We start from the raw sequence: 19,297 nt of genomic DNA, 5'->3' as shown, positions 1-19,297 counted from the left end.
CCTTAACCCTTTATAAGAAGGTATTAGCTCTTAATAGAAATAAACCTATCTCTAGAAATGTGTTTTTGATGAAGAAGATACAAGTCTATCTATCTCTTTTAGCTCAGCTTCTGTCAAGTCTCGCCATTTGCCAACGGGAACATCTAGTTTTATGTTCATAATGCGAATACGTTTTAGCCGCTGTACATTATAATCTAGATACTCGCACATGCGTCTAATTTGTCTGTTAAGACCTTGCGTTAGTATAATCTTGAATTCGTACTTGCCAATTTGCTCAACCTTGCACTCACGTGTAACGGTGTCTAGAATAGGAACACCTTTTTGCATGCGTTCTACAAAATCTGGGGTTATAGCTCTATCAACAGTAACCAAATATTCTTTTTCGTGGTGGTTACGCGCTCTTAGAATTTTGTTGACGATATCTCCGTCATTGGTTAGAAGAATGAGACCTTCACTGGGTTTATCTAATCTGCCAATAGGAAAAATACGTTTTGGGTAGTTGATATATTCAATTATATTGTCTTTTTCAACTTTGGTGTCAGTAGTACAGACAATGCCAATTGGTTTGTTAAAAGCAAGGTAGACCGGTTTTTCTTTAGGTTCAGATATTAATTTACCATCAACATGAACTTCATCTCCTTCGGTAATTTTTGTGCCCATTTCTGGCACTGTACCGTTAATAGTAACACGGCCTTGGTCAATTAATTTGTCCGCCGCACGACGTGAACAATAGCCAACTTCACTAAGGTATTTATTAATTCGGGTCTGTTTGGGTTCTTGCACGCTTTTGTGTTTTAAGAATGCAAATTTACAGGATTCTAGATTGGTAAACTAACAAGAAGTATTTTAGGTTGATTAGTATTTCAATTCAACCTTTATGAAAATTATCTTTTGGCCATCATACGTAAAGTAAACCATCCTAAAACTACAATAACAGCACCCATAACTAACCAAAGCCACACTTTACTTTCAAAAAGTGGCTTTTTCAATGTCTTTTTCTGCTTGGAGATTTCTAGTACATCTCCCAAATCTATAGAAGGTGCATTTTCGGGAACTGCAGAAGCTATTTGTTGAATGTCATATCTAGGTAGTTGAGCATTTTTGTTGCCGTAAGCTAAAAAATAATCAGCAGGATTATCAAAACGGACTAACAGCTCGTGAGTATATCCTTTTGCCACGGCCGATTCTATTTGTAAAGCTTGATTATCATTATTTTGAATAACTAATCTCAGTTTTTGTGCTAGGGTACTAGCAAATTTAAAGCCTGTGGAGTCTACAGAAGATAAAGTGCCGCGATAAAGGTTATTGTAGGTATATTTAAGGCCTTTCTCCGTTGTAACGCTGTCCGATATATATTGAAGTGTCATAGGTCTGTAGTAATCAACCTTGTCAGAAATATTCAATTTTAAGAAGCTTAGTGGTAACCTTTGGTTTAAGTCAATATCCACCACTGTGGTCTTGCCTTTTTGCTTTATGTTCATAAAGGTAGTAGGGTAGGTGTTATATGAAGCACCTACAGAACCGTCCAAACTTATTTTTGCCTGTTTTAATTCTGGTTTTACTTTGCTTTTAACGAGTAAGCGGTAATATTTGTATTTAGATTGTGGCAAGTTTAGTGTGCTGAAAGTATAGTTGGTTTGCTCGTTTTGTATGGAAAGAATACGATAATCATCTAGTATTTGAAACCACTCGTTTTGCGTTTGACTTCCTTCTAGAACAATGTGCCAATTAAAATTGGTTTGATTGAATTCTAGGTCGATTTTATTTATGGGTTCCGTAGTGGGGACTTCATAAGTAAAGTAATACCCGTCTTTGTTAGAAGCAGCATTCAAGAGTTTAAACGCAATTTCTTTTTTACTATTTTTTTCGGAAGCTACTTTTAGAATATAAGGAGCTTCAAGAGTGTCACTTTCAGTAATACCATAAATGCGTATGTCAGAAAGGTTGTCATTGGTATTGTGAAATACCTGGTTAGGTAAAGTCACGGTATGCCATTGCTCGGAAATTCCTTTTAATTCTTGTTTGTACTCATACGTAGAGAGTTGGCCAAAAGCCATAGTGCAAGACCACCATCCGAAGAAAATAAGAAGTTTATTTTTCAGTTTCATCCGAAATAACATTTTTGTATTTATTGTAAAGAAATGAGATGATAAGTAACAGCACGCCAAGCAAAACCAAAACAATGGTTTTTGAAATGGTATTTAATGATGCAATATCATACAGAAATAGTTTAGCAAGTGTGATGCCAAATAATGAAATAGCACCAATACGAAGGTATTTTCGTTGCTTGTAGATGCCCAAGCCAATTAGGAATAAGGCATAAACACCCCAAAGTATGCTAAGGCCTAACTTGTAAGATTGGTCAGAACCGGCAAGGTGCATCCAATTCAACAATTCACTGCTAAGAATCCATAAGATAGAAATATGAGTGATAATTTCAACAGGAATCTTTAGGTTCACATTCATAAAAGCCTGTTTAGAAAGCTTTATCAAAGTAATTAATAAGATAGCGAAAAAGGCAAATGAGATGTAGCGTATGCCAATATTCATGATGCCAATTTCATAATATTCAGAAAATGCACGGTCTATATAACTATCTCGAAGTTCACTTAAAATGTACAACCCGGCAGTTAGAAAAAAGAAACTTACCGCTACGCCCATCACCAAGTTACTAATACCTAAAACTCTATTTTTAAGTTTTTTGATGTTAACAAAAGCCAATATGGTCAGGAATAAAAAGGTGTAATTGAAAAGCCAGATAGATCCAAAATCTTGTAGGTCATAATTGTGCTCACCATAACTATAAGTGTCACTCGGGTTCAGATTCACTTCAGATTCTGCAAACAAGTTTTTCCAGTACTGTTCAATTTCTAGGTAAAACGCCATATAAGAAACAAACAACAACATTACCGGTATTACAAAAGACATTATCACGGGCAGTTTAGAGGCTGGTTTTCCTTCTGAAGAGATGCTATGTTTGTGATTTATCCAATTGATAAAACCAAAAGCAGCTAAAAATAATGCCGAAGTTAAAAAATAGCTGTTAAAAATAGGGCTCAATTCGGTAGTGGAATAGTAGCCTCCGTAGCCCATTCCCCAGTCTTGAGTTAGACTTAGAAGTGCTAATATCATTAGTGGGTATGAAAGGTATTCGTAAAAGGAAACGCCTTTGGTACGACCAATAAAGAAAAGTAGTGCAGCCTGTAATGTCCACAACAAAGTAACCCAGTTACCATCTAATTGTACGGGCGCAGCAATTGTTATAAATACAAGTACCAATCCTGAAACGAGATGAAAAAGGTTTCTATCCGCTAGTTTTTTCTTGAATAGTATAACGCTAACGACAAAGTGAATGATAGCATTAATTAGAGTAAAAGCACCAAGTAAGTCTTTACCGGTTTCATGGTTTGCTAAAAGACTGTAGCCAAGACCGTAAAAAATAAAAGAATTTAAAAGCAGCAATACCACGTCGCTCTTCAAGAATTTTTCTTTTCTAATAAGTTTATAGGCTAAAACAGCGGTATAAAAAATAGCAAAGAATACAGTAAGATAAATGAAAGCCAGAGCAAAATGTTCTGTTTCCTCATAGGAGAAAAACATCCATGAGCTATATATCAAATAAGTGAAGATAAATGCCGAATAGAAAAGAGGTTTCCAGTATTTTTTAAAGGAAATAACCAGAATGCCCACATTAATAATTGCCATGTAAGCAAATAATGTAGCTACATTTCCTGAGTTGTTACTCAGTAGAAATGGAACTGCATAAGCACCTACCAGACCAATGTGAGCAATAACCTGCTTGTTGTAGTTCAATGCCGCAACAACTCCAAAAATTGTAAAAACAAGCATCAGGGCGAAAGCCATTAATTGCGGGAACAGGTCATAGAAACTGTAGGCAGCAAAAGTGATGAAATAAAGAATGGCAAGGGCTCCGCTCACAAGAACGGCACTGTAATTTTTGTATTTGGCTTTTAGTTTTATTCCGAATCCTAAAAGACCTAAACCAGCTAAGTACCCTAAAATGATACGGGTAAGCGGACTTATTAATTCATTCTCAATAGAATATTTTGCGCCAATAGCTACACCTATTACGGTTATGGCTATACCAATTTTATTGATGAGGTTTTCTCCAATAAATTTTTCAAGATTTGATTTTCCTTTTGGCTTTTTAACTTTTTGAGGAGCTGCAGGTTGCGCAGCGGGAGTTTCAATAGGAGTTTCAATTATTTCTTGAACAACTGCTTGTTCAATTTCAACAGTTTCTTGAACTTCCTTAATTTCTGGAGTTTCAGAAACGGGTTCCGTTATTATTTTTTCTGAGAAAAATTGGTCAGGCCGAAGTTTTTTTACGTCTTCAATTTCCTGATAAAGCTTCATTAATTCTTTGGCGAATCCTTCTTGTTTGCTAAGAAGTAGTTCAAGCTTTTGGTGAAGCTGGTCAATTCGGTCTTGGTGGTCTGACATGTTAAGATTACTTTTTTCAAGGCTCAATAGACTGTTTTTAAGCTATAGAACTAGCTTATATAACGAGAAATGAAGTAATTTATTGATAGGAGCCCAACATATATTCAAGAACAATAAAAGTAGATGCGCTCTGATTATAGTTAAGAAAACAGCGCTTCTTCAATCAGACTAGCGCCAAGGGCTAAGTATGTTGCAGGATGTTATTGTTTTCGCTTTAGCTCGTAAGCATATAACTGTCTGCCTAGTTCCGCTAAAAACGGTATGCCTACTTCCTCGTATTCGTAGGTGTCATCATTAAAAATACCGTTCTTATTGACCAATAAGGTCGCGGTAATCATAAATTCTACGTTATTTTCTGTGTCTTTAATGTAAGCGCAATCAGTTAAGGTGCCATAGGCAACTCCTACTTTATTATAGATTTTAATATTTTCTGGAATGTTCTTTTTTGTGTCCCCATAAATAAAGAATTTGCAATAGCTATCATTATATTCCTTTGGGTCGTAACCAATTTTTCTTGGCACCGTATACATGGTGCTTAGTAGAAAATTACGTTGCTCTTCACTCATATTAAAACGTTCAGTTTCTGCAAACGTCTCCGGAAAGATAATTCGTTTTAGAAGAGCATCTTGGGTTTCAATAGGGTAGTAATTTTTTAGACTAAAATCAAAAGCTTCTGTCATTAGGGAGTCTTCCTCATAGAAACCCTTTCCTTTTTTAATGTTTTTAAGCTCTAATGGTTTTGGGTACGTATTTATTTTTTTTGATAACATACGTACAGTGCTATCATTCTCATAAATAATTAAAGGTTTCGTAGTTGCGTTGTCATCATCATTACCTAGTCTTTGCCATATCCTTATAGGAGCAACTCCTGTGCGTCCTAAAACAGTGTTGATGGTGTCTTGGCCTAAAAATTCAATTAATCTATTGTTTGCATCGTTATCGCTAACTGCAAATATCTGAGAAATAACTTCTGAAAAGGTAGTTTCAATAGAATCGCCCTCAACATAAAAACGGGTGTTGAGACTTAGAGAGTCCATTTGATTCAGACGGGTAAGTGCTACAACTGCTGTTGGCAGTTTTGCTGTGCTAGCAGGATAAAAGTAATTACCGGAATCTACCTGAAAATCAAAATCAGTGAAGTGAACTTCGTCACCTGTTCTATTTATCTGGGTATATCTTATCTGAACTTCATGTTGATCAAGGCTGTCCATCACTCTTTTTATTTGTGGAGTGTTAGAAGTCAGTATAGCCTCCAGCGGGTCACTTGTTTGCTGTTGTTCCTGTTTTTGCTCTTGTTTTTGAGGAGAGCAGGAAACAGATATTAGTAGACTTAAAACTATAAAGAGACCTTTTTTAAACATGCGTTTTAATAGAATTTGAATATAAGGGAGTTAGTCTTTTAGCTTTCTGCCGGTTCAACATAGACTTCTCCACGATGCGGTTTAAGGGCATCTCTAACCGGTATCATTTCTGCTTCGTCAACCACCATAAAGGCTATGCTGTGCATATCATTAAAATCTTGAGAACCAGTAATGTCAAGATTCGTTTTTTCAATTGCGATAAATTCTTTTAGGTGAATTACATGATGTTCCGCAGTTTTTTGTGCTGCCGGACCTCTAAAATCCCATATCAGTTTTAATTTTCTGCTCATAAAATAAGTGTTCTGTGTTCTTTATATTTATTAAAGCGATTCCAATTTAGGTTTTTACTACGATTCTAAACCAAGTTTTCGACGAAATTGAAATAACCACTGGGCAAAAGTAGTATCGTTTAAATTAAAACAAGCTTTCCTGGAAAGCAATTTTAAAAACAAGCATAAAGTGTAGGTAACGGATTACAGGTGGAATTAAAAAATCTGTTAAGACTTAAGAGTCTATTGCCCACCGTAGTAGATTTGCTATTTTTGCTCCATGAAATTAAATTTAATACCATTACGCCGCCTGGTTTATTGTTCGGCTATTATGGGTTTAGTATCCCTTTTTGTTGGCTGTGGTTCTTTCTTGACAAAAGATGAGCCTGGGTTTTTAGCCCGTGTGGGGGAGAATTATTTGTATCGCGATGATGTAGCTAAACTATTGGCTAAAGGAATCTCAAAAGAGGATAGTGCTTCTTTTGTGACGAATTATATTAATAATTGGGCATCAAAACAATTGTTATTGGACAAGGCTAAAATTAATCTTCCGGAAGAAAAATTGGCGGAATATGATGCTTTGGTGGCGGATTATCGCATTGACTTATATACAAGAGCCTATAAAGAAGCATTGGTACAACAGGGAGGTGATACTGTAATCAGTAGCTCACAGTTGAATGGATTTTACGAAAGGGAGAAAGAAAATTTTAAGCTGAAGGAAAAAATTGTAAAACTTAGATTTGTAGAGCTACCTAAGCAATTCTTGAACCAAGATGCTGTCATAAGTAAATTGAAGCGCTTTAAGAAAAATGATATTGCATATTTAGATTCTATAGGGGTGCAGTTCAAGAAATTAAACTTCAATGACTCCATCTGGGTAAGTGCTACTAGAATTATACAAGAAATACCTCCATTGACCTTTGAAAATGCCAATAAACACCTAAAAAAATCACAATTTTTTGAGTTAGAGGATGCAAACGGGGTATATTTGGCAAAGGTTACCGATGTACTTGATGTTAATGATGTCGCTCCACTGTCTTTTATTGAACCTACAATTAAACAGGTTCTGCTAAGTAGAAGAAAACTCGATTATTTACGAAAACTGGAAACAGAAATTATAGATGAGGCTATTAAAGAAAAAGAATTTGAAGTTTATGAGTAAGCTGAATAAGTTTGTTGCCATTTTAGGGTGCTTTTTGATTACAGGAAGCATATTTGCTCAAGAAACCGAAGAAGAAGTAACTGAAACGGAAGAGGTAATTGAAAATGTGGAAGAATCTGCTGAACCTTTACTAGAGGCAGAAGCAAGTATAGAAAAGGATTCAACTAAGCCAGCCGTAAATTTCAAGAAAATTAAGTTAGATGGTATATCTGCCGTTGTAGGTGACTACGTTATTTTGGAATCAGATATAGAAAAAACTTTAATCGATTTAAAAAGTCAAGGAGTTTCTACTGCAGATGTTACGCGTTGTGGACTTTTAGGAAAGTTAATGGAAGATCGTCTGTATGCCCACCAGGCTGTACAGGATAGTCTTTTAGTTTCAGATGATGAGATTGCGGCTACTACCGATCGTCAAATTCAATCTTTTGTACAGCAGACCGGTTCTATGGAAAAGCTGTTGAAATTCTACAAAAAGGAAGATGAAGCTAGCCTTCGTGAGGACATCAATAAAATTAACAAGCTACGCATGCTTTCTGAGAAAATGCAGTCTAGTATTGTTGAGAAAATAGAAATCACACCCGAAGAAGTTCGTCAGTTTTTTAGTAAGATTCCAGAAGATGAACGCCCTGTTTTTGGTGCGGAAATGGAAATCGCACAAATCGTAAAATCTCCAAAGCCTACTGAAAAAGAGGTTGAGGAAGTTTTAGGTAAGTTAAACAAGATAAAATCTGATGTGGAAGATAACGATGCAAGTTTTAGTGTAAAAGCTATTTTGTATTCTGAAGATCCAGGTTCGAAATCAAAAGGTGGTTTTTATAGTATAACTAAGGACACAGGTTTTGATAAAACCTTTAAAGATGTAGCTTTCAGTTTGGCAGAAGGAGAAGTTTCTGAGCCTTTTGAAACTCAGTTTGGTTACCACATTATTTTCATCGAAAAAATAAGAGGTCAGGAATTAGATTTACGTCATATTCTTATGCAACCTAAAATTTCTCAAACAGCTTTAGATGAAGTAAAGACAGAGTTGGATACGATTCGTAAACATATCATGGAGGGAAAATATTCCTTTGCGGATGCTGCTCGTAACTTCTCAGATGAAAAAGAAACTAAGTTTGATGGTGGTCTTTTGAGAAACCCAACAAATTTTGATTCTCGTTTTGAGCTAACAAAAATGGACCCTACGCTTTACAACCAAGTGCGTAGCCTTAAGGATGACGAAATTTCATATCCTTTATTAGAAGAAGATCCTAGAGGTGGAGGCCCTAAGTATAAAATACTAAAGGTTACTAACCGGTATGATGAGCATACAGCTAACTTTTCTAAGGATTATATAAAAATTCAGCAATTAGCTAAAACGGAAAAGCAATATAATGCCATTAAAAAATGGATGGACGACCATATAGAAGACACCTATATTAGCGTGAACGAGGATAATAAAGACTGTGATTTTGCCAATAACTGGGTAAAGGATTAAGTTTATGTCAGACGTTCAGGCAATCAATAATCTCGTAGAAAAACACAAGGCACTCAAAAAAGAAATTGCCAAGGTCATTGTTGGCCAAGATGCGGTAATAGACCAAATTCTTTTGAGTATCTATACGGGTGGACATTCTTTGTTGATTGGTGTTCCTGGATTAGCAAAAACCTTAATGGTGAATACTATAGCCCAAACTTTAGGCTTGGATTTTAAACGTATTCAGTTTACTCCGGATTTAATGCCAAGTGATATTCTTGGTAGTGAGGTTCTTGATCAAAACCGGAATTTTAAGTTTATTAAAGGGCCTATTTTTGCAAATATCATCTTGGCAGATGAGATTAACCGTACGCCGCCTAAAACTCAGGCAGCCTTGCTTGAAGCCATGCAGGAGCGTTCAGTAACCATTGCTGGACAACAACATAAACTAGAACTTCCCTTTTTTGTTCTAGCTACTCAAAACCCTATAGAACAAGAAGGTACTTACCCGCTTCCTGAAGCGCAGTTAGACCGTTTTATGTTCGCAATAGAGTTGAAGTACCCAACAATTGAAGAGGAGATACAAGTTGTTAAGAATACAACTTCGGACCGTTCAGTAAATATTCAGGCTTTGTTTAATGCCAAACAAATATTGGAGGTTCAACAACTTGTTCGCCGTATTCCGGTTCCGGATAATGTTGTGGAGTACGCTGTTAAATTGGTAAACTCTACCCGGCCTAATCTTGAAACGGCAAGTGATTATGTAAAGCAATACATAGATTGGGGAGCTGGACCAAGAGCTTCGCAAAATCTTGTTTTGGCAGGTAAGGCACATGCGGCAATAAATGGTAAGTTTTCACCCGATGCTGAAGATATTCAAGCGGTCGCTACTGGTATTTTGAGACATCGACTTATTAAAAACTACAAAGCAGAGGCCGAAGGTATTTCGGAAGAAGCCATTATTGGTAAATTACTCTAGCAGAAATTGCCAAATCTTCAAAAATTATCTAGTTTTTTACCTTTCTTTCTTTAGTTAGTGCAAGCATAAAGCAATCTACTGATCAATTTCCCAAAAGGGTGTGAATCCTAGGGTATAAATTTTATTTACGGATCTTAATTTCTTAATTTTACGGGATTGCAATAACTTAAACAAACACAATAATGGCATAAGATGTAGGTATGATCAAGGGTGATTTGGCCGTATGATCTAACATGTAATCAATGCTGTTGCTTAACTTTTAATTTTAGCTGTGAAAATTTTTTATACAAGTCTTCGGAGAGGAATTCTAAGAAATTCCGACTACTAGGTTATAGCTAATTTAACACTCAAACCATTTTTTAAATGAGCATTTATAAAGATTATCTTAAGGAAATCGAAGACCGTAAAGTTCAAGGGCTTCATCCAAAACCAATTGATGGAGCTGAATTGCTTAGTAAAATCATTGAGCAAATTAAAGATGTAGATAATGAGTATAGAGAAGGTTCTCTTAACTTTTTTATCTATAACGTTTTACCTGGTACTACAAGTGCTGCTGGTGTTAAAGCAAAATTTTTAAAGGAAATTATCCTTGGTGAATCAGTAGTGAAAGAAATCACACCTACATTCGCTTTGGAACAATTATCTCATATGAAGGGTGGTCCTTCGGTAGAGGTGTTATTGGATATTGCATTAGGATCTGACGATGCTTTGGCAAAAGAAGCAGCTGAAGTATTGAAAACACAAGTGTTCTTGTATGAAGCTGATACAGCTCGTTTAGAAGAGGCTTTGAAAAGTGGAAATACCATTGCAAAAGATATTATAGAAAGCTACGCTAAGGCGGAATTCTTTACAAAACTACCGGAAGTAGAAGAAGAAATAAAAGTAGTGACGTTCATTGCTGGTGTAGGTGATATTTCTACAGATTTACTTTCTCCAGGTGGTGATGCACACTCACGCTCAGATAGAGAACTACATGGTCAATGTTTATTTGAACATAACAAAGACATGCAAAATGAGTTGTTGGCTTTAAAAGAGCAGCATCCAGATAAACGTGTTATGTTAATCGCTGAAAAAGGAACCATGGGGGTTGGTTCTTCAAGAATGTCAGGAGTAAATAATGTAGCGTTATGGACGGGTGTTCCTTTCAGCAAATATGTACCATTTATTAATTTTGCTCCTGTAATTGCTGGCACAAACGGAATTGCACCAATTTTCTTGACAACAGTTAGTGTAACTGGAGGTATTGGTATTGATTTAAAAAACTGGGTAAAGCAAAAAGATGCTGAAGGAAATACTATTGTAGATGCAGATGGCGAGCCAGTTTTAAAGCAAACGTATTCGGTTGATACAGGAACAGTATTAACAATTAATACAAAGACAAAAAAATTATACAAAGACGGTGAAGAATTAAAAGATATTTCTACTGCATTAACGCCACCAAAAATGGAGTTTATTAAAGCAGGAGGTTCGTACGCTGTTGTCTTTGGTAAAAAACTACAAACTTTAGCTTGTAAAATATTAGGAATAGATATTCCAGAAGTTTATGCTACTTCAAAAGAAGTTTCTATTGAAGGACAAGGTTTAACGGCTGTTGAAAAAATATTCAATAAAAATGCTGTTGGAAATACACCAGGCAAAACATTACATGCAGGATCTAATGTTAGAGTAGAAGTAAATATTGTAGGTTCACAAGATACTACAGGATTAATGACATCTCAAGAATTAGAGATGATGGCAGCTACGGTTATTTCTCCAATTGTTGATGGTGCATACCAATCAGGTTGTCATACGGCTTCAGTTTGGGATGATAAGTCTAAGGCTAACATTCCAAGATTAATGAGCTTTATGAACGACTTTGGTTTAATTACTGGTCGTGATCCTAAAGGGAAATATTTCCCAATGACAGATGTAATTCATAAAGTATTAAATGATATTACTGTTGGTGACTGGGATATTATTATTGGAGGAGATTCTCATACCCGTATGTCTAAAGGTGTTGCTTTTGGAGCAGATTCAGGAACAGTTGCCTTAGCACTTGCTACGGGAGAAGCTACAATGCCAATTCCAGAATCGGTAAAAGTGACCTTTAAAGGACAAATGAAGTCTTATATGGATTTCCGTGATGTGGTCCACGCTACACAATCTCAGATGTTAAAGCAATTTGGTGGAGAAAACGTATTCCAAGGTAGAATCATTGAGGTTCATATTGGAACGCTTACTTCAGATGAAGCCTTTACTTTTACAGATTGGACTGCAGAGATGAAAGCAAAAGCATCTATCTGTATCTCTGAAGATGATACATTAATTGAATCATTAGAGATTGCAAAAGGTCGTATCCAAATCATGATTGATAAAGGAATGGACAATGCTAACCAAGTACTTAAAGGTCTTGTTGATAAAGCAAATACAAGAATTACTGAACTTAAAACGGGAATTAAACCAGCTTTAAGACCAGATGCCAATGCTAAGTATTATGCAGAAGTTATTATTGATTTAGATGAAATTGCTGAACCAATGATTGCTGATCCAGATGTGAACAATGAAGATGTTTCTAAGCGTTATACGCATGACAACATTAGACCATTATCTTACTATGGTGGAACTAAAAAAGTAGATTTAGGTTTCGTTGGATCTTGTATGGTTCATAAAGGAGATATGAAAATCTTGGCTCAAATGTTAAAGAACATTGAGGCACAACAAGGTAAGGTTGAATTTAAAGCACCTTTAGTTGTTGCTCCTCCAACATATAATATTGTTGATGAGTTAAAAGCAGAGGGAGATTGGGATGTTTTAGTTAAGTATTCCGGTTTTGAGTTTGATGATAGTGCACCAAAAGGTTTAGCTCGTACTAAATATGAAAACATGTTGTATTTAGAGCGTCCAGGTTGTAACCTATGTATGGGTAACCAGGAGAAAGCAGAACCAGGAGATACGGTAATGGCCACTTCAACACGTTTATTCCAAGGAAGAGTTGTAAAAGACTCTGGAGAGAAGAAAGGGGAGTCTTTATTATCTTCTACACCAGTAGTAGTGTTGTCTACAATTTTAGGTAGAACTCCAACTATGAAAGAGTATGAAGCAGCTGTAGATGGTATTGTGTTAACTAAATTTAAGCCATCTCAAAAACAATTGGTACAATAATTAGAACTTCTTATAATAATTTGAAAGCCTGGGTCATTGACTCAGGCTTTTTTTTATTTGACCTTTTAAGTACTTAAAAACCTATTTTAAGGTTAGTTTCTAATGACGGTTTTTAAGGAAAAAAATCTTTTTTATAATCATTCTATATTTCTTAGGCCTTTCCTTTTAATTATTGTACATTTTGTATCTTGTACTATCAAAAATAGAATAACAAAATTTATAAATAGACTTTATGGCATTTGATATTGATATGATCAAAGGGGTGTACGCGAATATGGCCGAGCGTGTGGATAAAGCACGTGAGATTGTAGGTAAACCGCTTACCCTTTCAGAGAAGATTTTATATTCCCACTTATGGGACGGAAACCCTAGCAAAGCATTCAAAAGGGGAAAAGACTATGTGGATTTTGCTCCAGATCGTATTGCTTGTCAAGATGCTACGGCACAGATGGCTCTTTTGCAGTTTATGCAAGCCGGAAAGCCAAAGGTAGCTGTACCTACAACGGTACATTGTGATCACTTAATACAAGCCAAAAACGGTGCTGTTTCTGATTTAAAAGTAGCTAATTCTACTAGTGCAGAGGTTTTCAATTTTTTAGAGTCTGTTTCTAACAAATATGGTATTGGTTTCTGGAAACCGGGAGCAGGTATCATTCACCAAGTAGTACTTGAAAATTATGCATTCCCAGGTGGAATGATGATTGGTACCGATTCTCATACAGTTAACGCTGGTGGTTTAGGTATGGTAGCTATTGGAGTTGGTGGTGCAGATGCCGTAGATGTTATGGCAGGTATGGCTTGGGAACTGAAATTCCCTAAACTAATAGGTGTTAAATTAACCGGTAATATTTCTGGGTGGACTTCTGCTAAGGATGTTATTTTAAAGGTTGCAGGTATCTTAACTGTAAAGGGTGGTACTGGTGCAATTGTAGAATATTTTGGAGAAGGTGCTAAAAACCTTTCTTGTACCGGTAAAGGTACTATTTGTAATATGGGAGCAGAAGTAGGAGCTACTACTTCTACGTTTGGTTATGATGAGTCTATGGAGCGTTATTTACGTGCTACGGATCGTAAAGACGTTGCAGATGCTGCTAACCAAGTAAAAGAACACTTAACTGCAGATGCAGAGGTCTACGCTAATCCAGAGCAATATTTTGATGAGGTTATAGAAATTAATTTAGATGAGTTAAGACCTCATTTAAATGGTCCTTTTACTCCAGATTTAGCTACGCCAGTAGGTGAGTTAGGTGAGAAGGCAAGAGCTAACGACTGGCCTTTAAAAGTAGATTGGGGATTAATTGGTTCTTGTACTAACTCTTCATATGAAGATTTAACTAGAGCTGCCTCTATAGCGAAACAAGCAGTAGATAAAAAAATTAAACCAAAATCAGATTTTGGTATCAATCCAGGTTCAGAAACGATTCGTTATACTGCGGAGAGAGATGGTATTTTAGAGATTTTTGAAAATCTTGGTGCTACAATCTTTACTAATGCTTGTGGGCCATGTATTGGTCAATGGGACAGAAGTGATGCAAAAGGTGATGAGAAAAACACAATTGTACACTCGTTTAACCGTAATTTCTCCAAAAGAGCAGATGGTAACCCAAATACACACGCATTTGTTGGTTCTCCAGAAATGGTTGCTGCCATAGCAATATCCGGTCGTTTGGATTTTGATCCAATGAACGATACGTTACTTAATGAAGATGGCGAAGAAGTTAAATTAGATATGCCATTAGGTATAGAGTTACCACCACAAGGTTTTGCTGTAGAAGATGCTGGTTTCTTAGCTCCTGATGCAGACGGTTCCGGTATAGTGGTTAAAGTTTCTCCTGATTCAGAAAGATTACAATTGTTAGAGCCATTTACTCCAATTAAAAACGAAAGTTTAATGGGTGCTAAATTGCTTATAAAAGCTTTTGGTAAATGTACAACAGACCACATTTCTATGGCAGGTCCTTGGTTACGTTTCCGTGGTCATTTAGATAACATTTCTAATAACTGCTTAATTGGTGCAGTAAATGCATTTGGAAAGAAGACAAACTTTGTCAAAAACCAATTGACAGGTGAATATGCAGGTGTGCCAGATACAGCACGTGCGTACAAAGCGGCAGGAGTAAAATCTGTAGTTGTTGGTGACCATAACTATGGAGAAGGTTCTTCTCGTGAGCATGCAGCTATGGAGCCAAGACATTTAGGTGTTGCGGCAGTAATAGTAAAATCATTTGCTCGTATACATGAGACAAACCTAAAGAAACAAGGTATGTTAGGTTTGACTTTTTCTAATGAAAGTGATTATGATTTAATACAAGAGGATGATACTTTCAACTTCTTGGATATAGCTGAATTTGCTCCAGACAAGCAGTTGACTATAGAAATAGTTCATGCAGATGGAAGTAAAGACACTATTAAAGTGAATCATACATATAATGATGCACAAATAGCTTGGTACAGAGAAGGTTCTGCATTGAACGTTATTAAAAAGGAAAATGCAGCCTAAGCAATATTGATATAGTATCTAAAAGCTCCCGTTAATTAGCGGGAGCTTTTTAATTTTGGTCCTATTTACAATTTCTATGAAAAGAAAAACTTTTTTTACGCTTATTATTATGGCCTTCGTGCTTTCCTTTTTTGTTACACCAGTTGGGTATTGGGGCAAGATTTGGCTTATGCGCGTATTTGCTTCTCCTCCAGACATCATTAATGTAGATGATAGACAACAAATTGATGGATATGATTGGGAGTTGAAGGATGCAAATTGGGACTTATTTAATTTTAAAGAATCAAAAGGTAAAGTTCTGTTCGTCCATTTTTGGGCTTCTTGGAACACGCCTAGTGCAGCAGAGTTAAAAGGTATTCAGCAATTATATGATAGGTATTCTGATCAGGTAGACTTTTATCTCGTAACTAATGAAGAACGGGAGCCTGTGGAAGAGTTCATGATTAAGAATAAATATACTTTTCCTGTAACCTATAGAATTGTTGGGGTAGAAGCTCCCTTTAAAATTCCGAAGATTCAAGGAACTTATATTATTGATAAAGAAGGAGCTATTGTGGTAGATACGAAAGAACCACGTGATTGGGATAACAATACTGTAACCCAATTATTAGAATCACTTTCTCATACGCCTTGAAACCTTCTGGAAAATATATTGCTTTAGGAGTATTGCTGATTGCCGGCTGCCTTATTTTGTTCACACCTATAGGCCCTAAATTAAGGGCTTATGCTGGACGTATTATTTCTTATAGTTCAATTAAGCTGAAAGCAGATAAGACCATTCCAGAAAATACATATGATTGGGAACTAACGGATTTGAATACCGAGGCGTACTCTTTTCAAAATGAAAAAGGAAAAGTAGTTTTCTTAAACCTATGGGCCACTTGGTGTAAGCCTTGCCTGGTTGAAATACCCGATATTCAAGCATTATATGATGACTACGGAGATAAAGTAAGCTTTATGTTAGTGAGCGAGGAAGAGTTCAGTAGAGTTAATAGTTTTGCACTAAAAAAGGGATACAGTCTACCTTTTTTTCTAGCCGAAAATCAAGTACCAGAAATATTTAGTTCATCTACAATTCCTACTACTTACATTATAAGTAAACAAGGCAAAATTGTTATGGCCGCAAATGGAGCTGTAGATTGGAACAGTGAAAAAATCAGAAAATTATTAAATCAACTGCTGGCAGAGTAGAGGTGTAGTTAAAATTTGTTCTTGAAGTATTTAAAAGGAACAATGAGCATACCAAAGCATTCCCCTTCTCCTTTGCCCAAATGTTTATGATGCATTTTGTGCGCTCTACGAACTCCCTTAGCATACCAATTGTTTGCGTTCCTGAACATCTTAAACCTTTGATGAATAAAGATGTCATGTACTAAGAAGTAAGCAATACCATAGGCTAGAATACCAAAACCCAAAGGCCAACCATACCAAAAAGATGTTGCTGATCCTGAGTAAAAGAGTATCATGCTCACAATGGCATAGAATATAAAAAAAGCATCATTCCTTTCAAACCAAGAATCATGGTCTTTCTTGTGGTGGTCTTGGTGCAAGCTCCAAAGAAAACCGTGCATAATATATTTATGGGTAAACCATGCCATAAATTCCATAAAGGAAAATGTGCCTAAAAACAGGGTTATCCAAATAACTGCTTTCATACTAAACCAAATTCAATTTGTAATTCACGTACGACTTGGCCAAAACCCCAAATTTCTCGTAATTAGGAACGCGAATACGAACCGTTCTAATTTCTAAAGAAGGTGTACGTTGTAATTTTTTCAATAATCTATAATAGTATTTGTATGCAGTGTAAACACCAAATTTAGCCTCGTTAGGTAATCTGATAATTCCTTGATATGCTAGTTCAAAATCGGCTTTTATTTCATTTACGATTCGGGTTTTGGAAGCTTCGTCCAGCATGGCCAAATCAGTATTAGGAAAATAGCTTCGGTCTAAATCTTCAAAATCACTTTTAAGGTCTCTTAAGAAGTTCACTTTTTGAAAAGCAGAACCCAATGCCATAGCGGTTTCTTTTAAGCTATCATATTTTTCAGTATCCCCTTTCACGAATACTTTTAAGCACATTAGCCCCACCACATCTGCAGAACCATAGATGTATTCTTTATATTCTTCATCCGTCTTGTAAACGTTCTTATATAGATCCATTCGCATACTTTTCATAAAAGCATCAACAAGGTCATACGGTATCTCATACTTATGATAGGTATGTTGAAACGAATTAAGAATTGGATTTAAACTTATACGCTGCTCCAGCGCATCTTTTAGGCTAGCTTCAAACTGATTAAAGAGTTTTTCTTTATCATACTGATCAAACGTATCTACTATTTCATCCGCAAAGCGCACAAAACCATAAATATTATAAATATCCGGTCTAATACAAGATGACAACATCTTCGTTGCCATTGTGAACGAAGTGCTGTAAGATTCTGTAACAATCTGGCTACACTGGTAGGAAACTTTATCGAATAGGGATTTCATGGTTTTGGCTTTTAGACGTTCTTGTTTATTAATTGGGAGACTAGCTTACCCGAAATTAAAGCCGGAGGAACCCCAGGACCTGGTACAGTCAACTGGCCGGTAAAGTATAAGTTTTCAACTTTTTTGCTTTTTAGACCAGGTCTAAGAAAAGCAGTTTGGCGTAATGTATTAGCCATACCATAAGCGTTACCTTTATAAGAATTGTATTGTTCTACAAAGTCGTTTACACAAAACGACTCTTTAAAGATAATATTATTTTTTACGCTCTGGCCTGTTCGTTTCTCAAATCTATCCATGACAATATCAAAATATTGGGCGCGTAGCTCTGGAGTATCTGTCAAGTTTGTCGCAATAGGTATTAGAAAAAAACCGGTTTCAGAATTAGCGGGCGCCATGCTAGAATCTGTAATTGATGGAAAATTGGCATAAAACAAAGGGTCTTTTGGCCAACTTGGTTGGTCATAGATTTCTGTGGCATGTCGCTCAAAATCAGTATCAAAGAAAAGATTGTGATGTTCTACATTTTTTAGCTTCTTATCAAAACCCATATAAAATAATAATGAAGAAGGGGCAAAGGTCTTCTTGTCCCAATAGGCTTCAGAGTATTGACGGTATTCTGGGTCAAGTAAAGTTTCTGAGTGGTGATAATCAGCTCCGCTTAACACTACGTCGGCTATGATATCTTCTCCATTAATGTTTACGCCAACGGCCTTATTATTATCAACGTTTATTTTTAGAGCCGCAGAATCGGTATGTATTTTTACGCCAACTTCTTCAGCCAAATTTTTCATGGCCTTTACAATTTCATACATTCCACCTTTTGGATGCCATGTACCCAAACCAAAATCGGCATAGTTCATAAAACTATAAAAAGAAGGGGTGTTGCTTGGTTTTGCACCTAAAAACAGGACCGGAAATTCTAGCGTAGATATTAATTTTTTGTTTTTAAACTTTTTGCGCACTTCGCCACTAATGGTCTTGAAAAATTGATCTACACGTAATGCCGTTTCGGGGGTAATAAGTTCTAAAGGAGAAAGGCCAGGTCGCAAGACAACCTTGTTAATGGCAATGTCATAGTTCTTCTGTGCCTTACTAATAAAGTTTCTTAGGTGCTTGGCACTTCCAGGTTCTATACGCTCAAATTCTTGGCATATGTCATCCATACAGTCACCAATGGTGATATTGTCATCAGAAAAGAAAATTTTATAGGCTGGACTTAATTTATCTAGCTGGTAATAATCGGAAGTTTTCTTTCCGAAGTCATTAAAGAACTTATCAAAAATATCGGGCATCCAATACCAACTAGGTCCCATGTCAAAAGTAAACCCTTCTCTAGTGAGTTGTCTTGCTCTACCGCCTACGGTTTCGTTTTTCTCATACATAGTAACCTCATGACCGGCTTTGGCTAAGTAGCACGAAGCGGACAGTGAGGAAAAACCTGAACCAATTATGGCAATCTTCTTTTTCATTAT

The 19,297-nt window shown here is 36.2% G+C and carries 15 protein-coding genes; 7 read left to right on the top strand and 8 right to left on the bottom strand.

Translation table 11 applies throughout. The features are described 5' to 3' along the window. Positions 1–51: 51 nt before the first annotated feature. The 5 genes from rluF to HW347_RS19195 all read right to left on the bottom strand — a co-directional run bounded on the left by rluF (position 52) and on the right by HW347_RS19195 (position 6,115). A complete protein-coding gene (gene rluF, locus HW347_RS19215; protein ID WP_194532145.1) occupies positions 52–783 on the bottom strand; it encodes a 23S rRNA pseudouridine(2604) synthase RluF in 732 nt (243 codons plus the stop codon). Between the two features lie 101 nt (positions 784–884). Further along, positions 885–2,108 (bottom strand): DUF3999 family protein, encoded by a 1,224-nt coding sequence (locus tag HW347_RS19210; RefSeq protein ID WP_214613354.1) that lies wholly within the window; start codon positions 2,106–2,108, stop codon positions 885–887. Further along, positions 2,092–4,464: a DUF2339 domain-containing protein gene (locus tag HW347_RS19205; protein WP_214613353.1), complete on the bottom strand. Its 2,373-nt coding sequence runs from the start codon at positions 4,462–4,464 to the stop codon at positions 2,092–2,094. Before HW347_RS19205 ends, HW347_RS19210 begins: the two co-directional genes overlap by 17 nt. Before the next feature lie 200 nt (positions 4,465–4,664). Then, entirely contained in the window at positions 4,665–5,825 is a 1,161-nt protein-coding gene (locus tag HW347_RS19200) for a serine hydrolase (RefSeq protein ID WP_214613352.1), read from the bottom strand. A gap of 38 nt (positions 5,826–5,863) precedes the next feature. Beyond that, entirely contained in the window at positions 5,864–6,115 is a 252-nt protein-coding gene (locus tag HW347_RS19195) for a hypothetical protein (RefSeq protein WP_214613351.1), read from the bottom strand. 310 nt (positions 6,116–6,425) lie between these two features. Here HW347_RS19195 and HW347_RS19190 point away from each other — a divergent pair, with 310 nt between their 5' ends. The 7 genes from HW347_RS19190 to HW347_RS19160 all read left to right on the top strand — a co-directional run bounded on the left by HW347_RS19190 (position 6,426) and on the right by HW347_RS19160 (position 16,520). After that, complete coding sequence (locus tag HW347_RS19190; RefSeq protein WP_225901992.1) at positions 6,426–7,256, top strand: peptidyl-prolyl cis-trans isomerase; 831 nt, start codon at positions 6,426–6,428, stop codon at positions 7,254–7,256. Beyond that, complete coding sequence (locus tag HW347_RS19185; protein WP_214613349.1) at positions 7,249–8,730, top strand: peptidylprolyl isomerase; 1,482 nt, start codon at positions 7,249–7,251, stop codon at positions 8,728–8,730. The genes HW347_RS19190 and HW347_RS19185 overlap by 8 nt, the downstream gene beginning before the upstream one ends. A 4-nt stretch (positions 8,731–8,734) precedes the next feature. Continuing rightward, positions 8,735–9,688 carry an AAA family ATPase gene (locus HW347_RS19180; protein ID WP_214613348.1) on the top strand — a complete coding sequence of 318 codons (954 nt, stop codon included), beginning with the start codon at positions 8,735–8,737 and terminating at the stop codon, positions 9,686–9,688. 363 nt (positions 9,689–10,051) lie between these two features. Then, positions 10,052–12,829, top strand: a complete 2,778-nt coding sequence (locus HW347_RS19175; RefSeq protein ID WP_214613347.1) for a bifunctional aconitate hydratase 2/2-methylisocitrate dehydratase — start codon at positions 10,052–10,054, stop codon at positions 12,827–12,829. Positions 12,830–13,061: 232 nt separating this feature from the next. Then, positions 13,062–15,329 carry an aconitate hydratase gene (locus tag HW347_RS19170; RefSeq protein WP_214613346.1) on the top strand — a complete coding sequence of 756 codons (2,268 nt, stop codon included), beginning with the start codon at positions 13,062–13,064 and terminating at the stop codon, positions 15,327–15,329. Positions 15,330–15,405: 76 nt separating this feature from the next. Further along, positions 15,406–15,963, top strand: coding sequence for a TlpA family protein disulfide reductase (locus HW347_RS19165; RefSeq protein ID WP_225901991.1), 558 nt, complete (start codon positions 15,406–15,408; stop codon positions 15,961–15,963). Next, on the top strand, positions 15,960–16,520 hold the full coding sequence (locus HW347_RS19160; protein ID WP_214613345.1) for a TlpA family protein disulfide reductase: 561 nt from the start codon (positions 15,960–15,962) through the stop codon (positions 16,518–16,520). Before HW347_RS19165 ends, HW347_RS19160 begins: the two co-directional genes overlap by 4 nt. Before the next feature lie 8 nt (positions 16,521–16,528). On the opposite strand, the gene HW347_RS19155 is transcribed toward HW347_RS19160, so the two are convergent. From HW347_RS19155 to HW347_RS19145, 3 genes are read right to left on the bottom strand one after another with little or no spacing between them, the layout of a single operon-like run. After that, positions 16,529–16,984 (bottom strand): sterol desaturase family protein, encoded by a 456-nt coding sequence (locus HW347_RS19155; RefSeq protein ID WP_214613344.1) that lies wholly within the window; start codon positions 16,982–16,984, stop codon positions 16,529–16,531. 1 nt (position 16,985) lies between these two features. Further along, positions 16,986–17,825, bottom strand: coding sequence for a phytoene/squalene synthase family protein (locus HW347_RS19150; protein ID WP_155594309.1), 840 nt, complete (start codon positions 17,823–17,825; stop codon positions 16,986–16,988). 11 nt (positions 17,826–17,836) lie between these two features. Then, entirely contained in the window at positions 17,837–19,294 is a 1,458-nt protein-coding gene (locus tag HW347_RS19145) for a phytoene desaturase family protein (RefSeq protein ID WP_214613343.1), read from the bottom strand. Positions 19,295–19,297: the final 3 nt, after the last annotated feature.

Source organism: Zobellia barbeyronii (assembly GCF_018603515.1).
Lineage (GTDB): Bacteria > Bacteroidota > Bacteroidia > Flavobacteriales > Flavobacteriaceae > Zobellia > Zobellia barbeyronii.
Note: the sequence above shows the minus strand (reverse complement) of the source record. Positions and strands in the feature narration are given on the sequence as shown.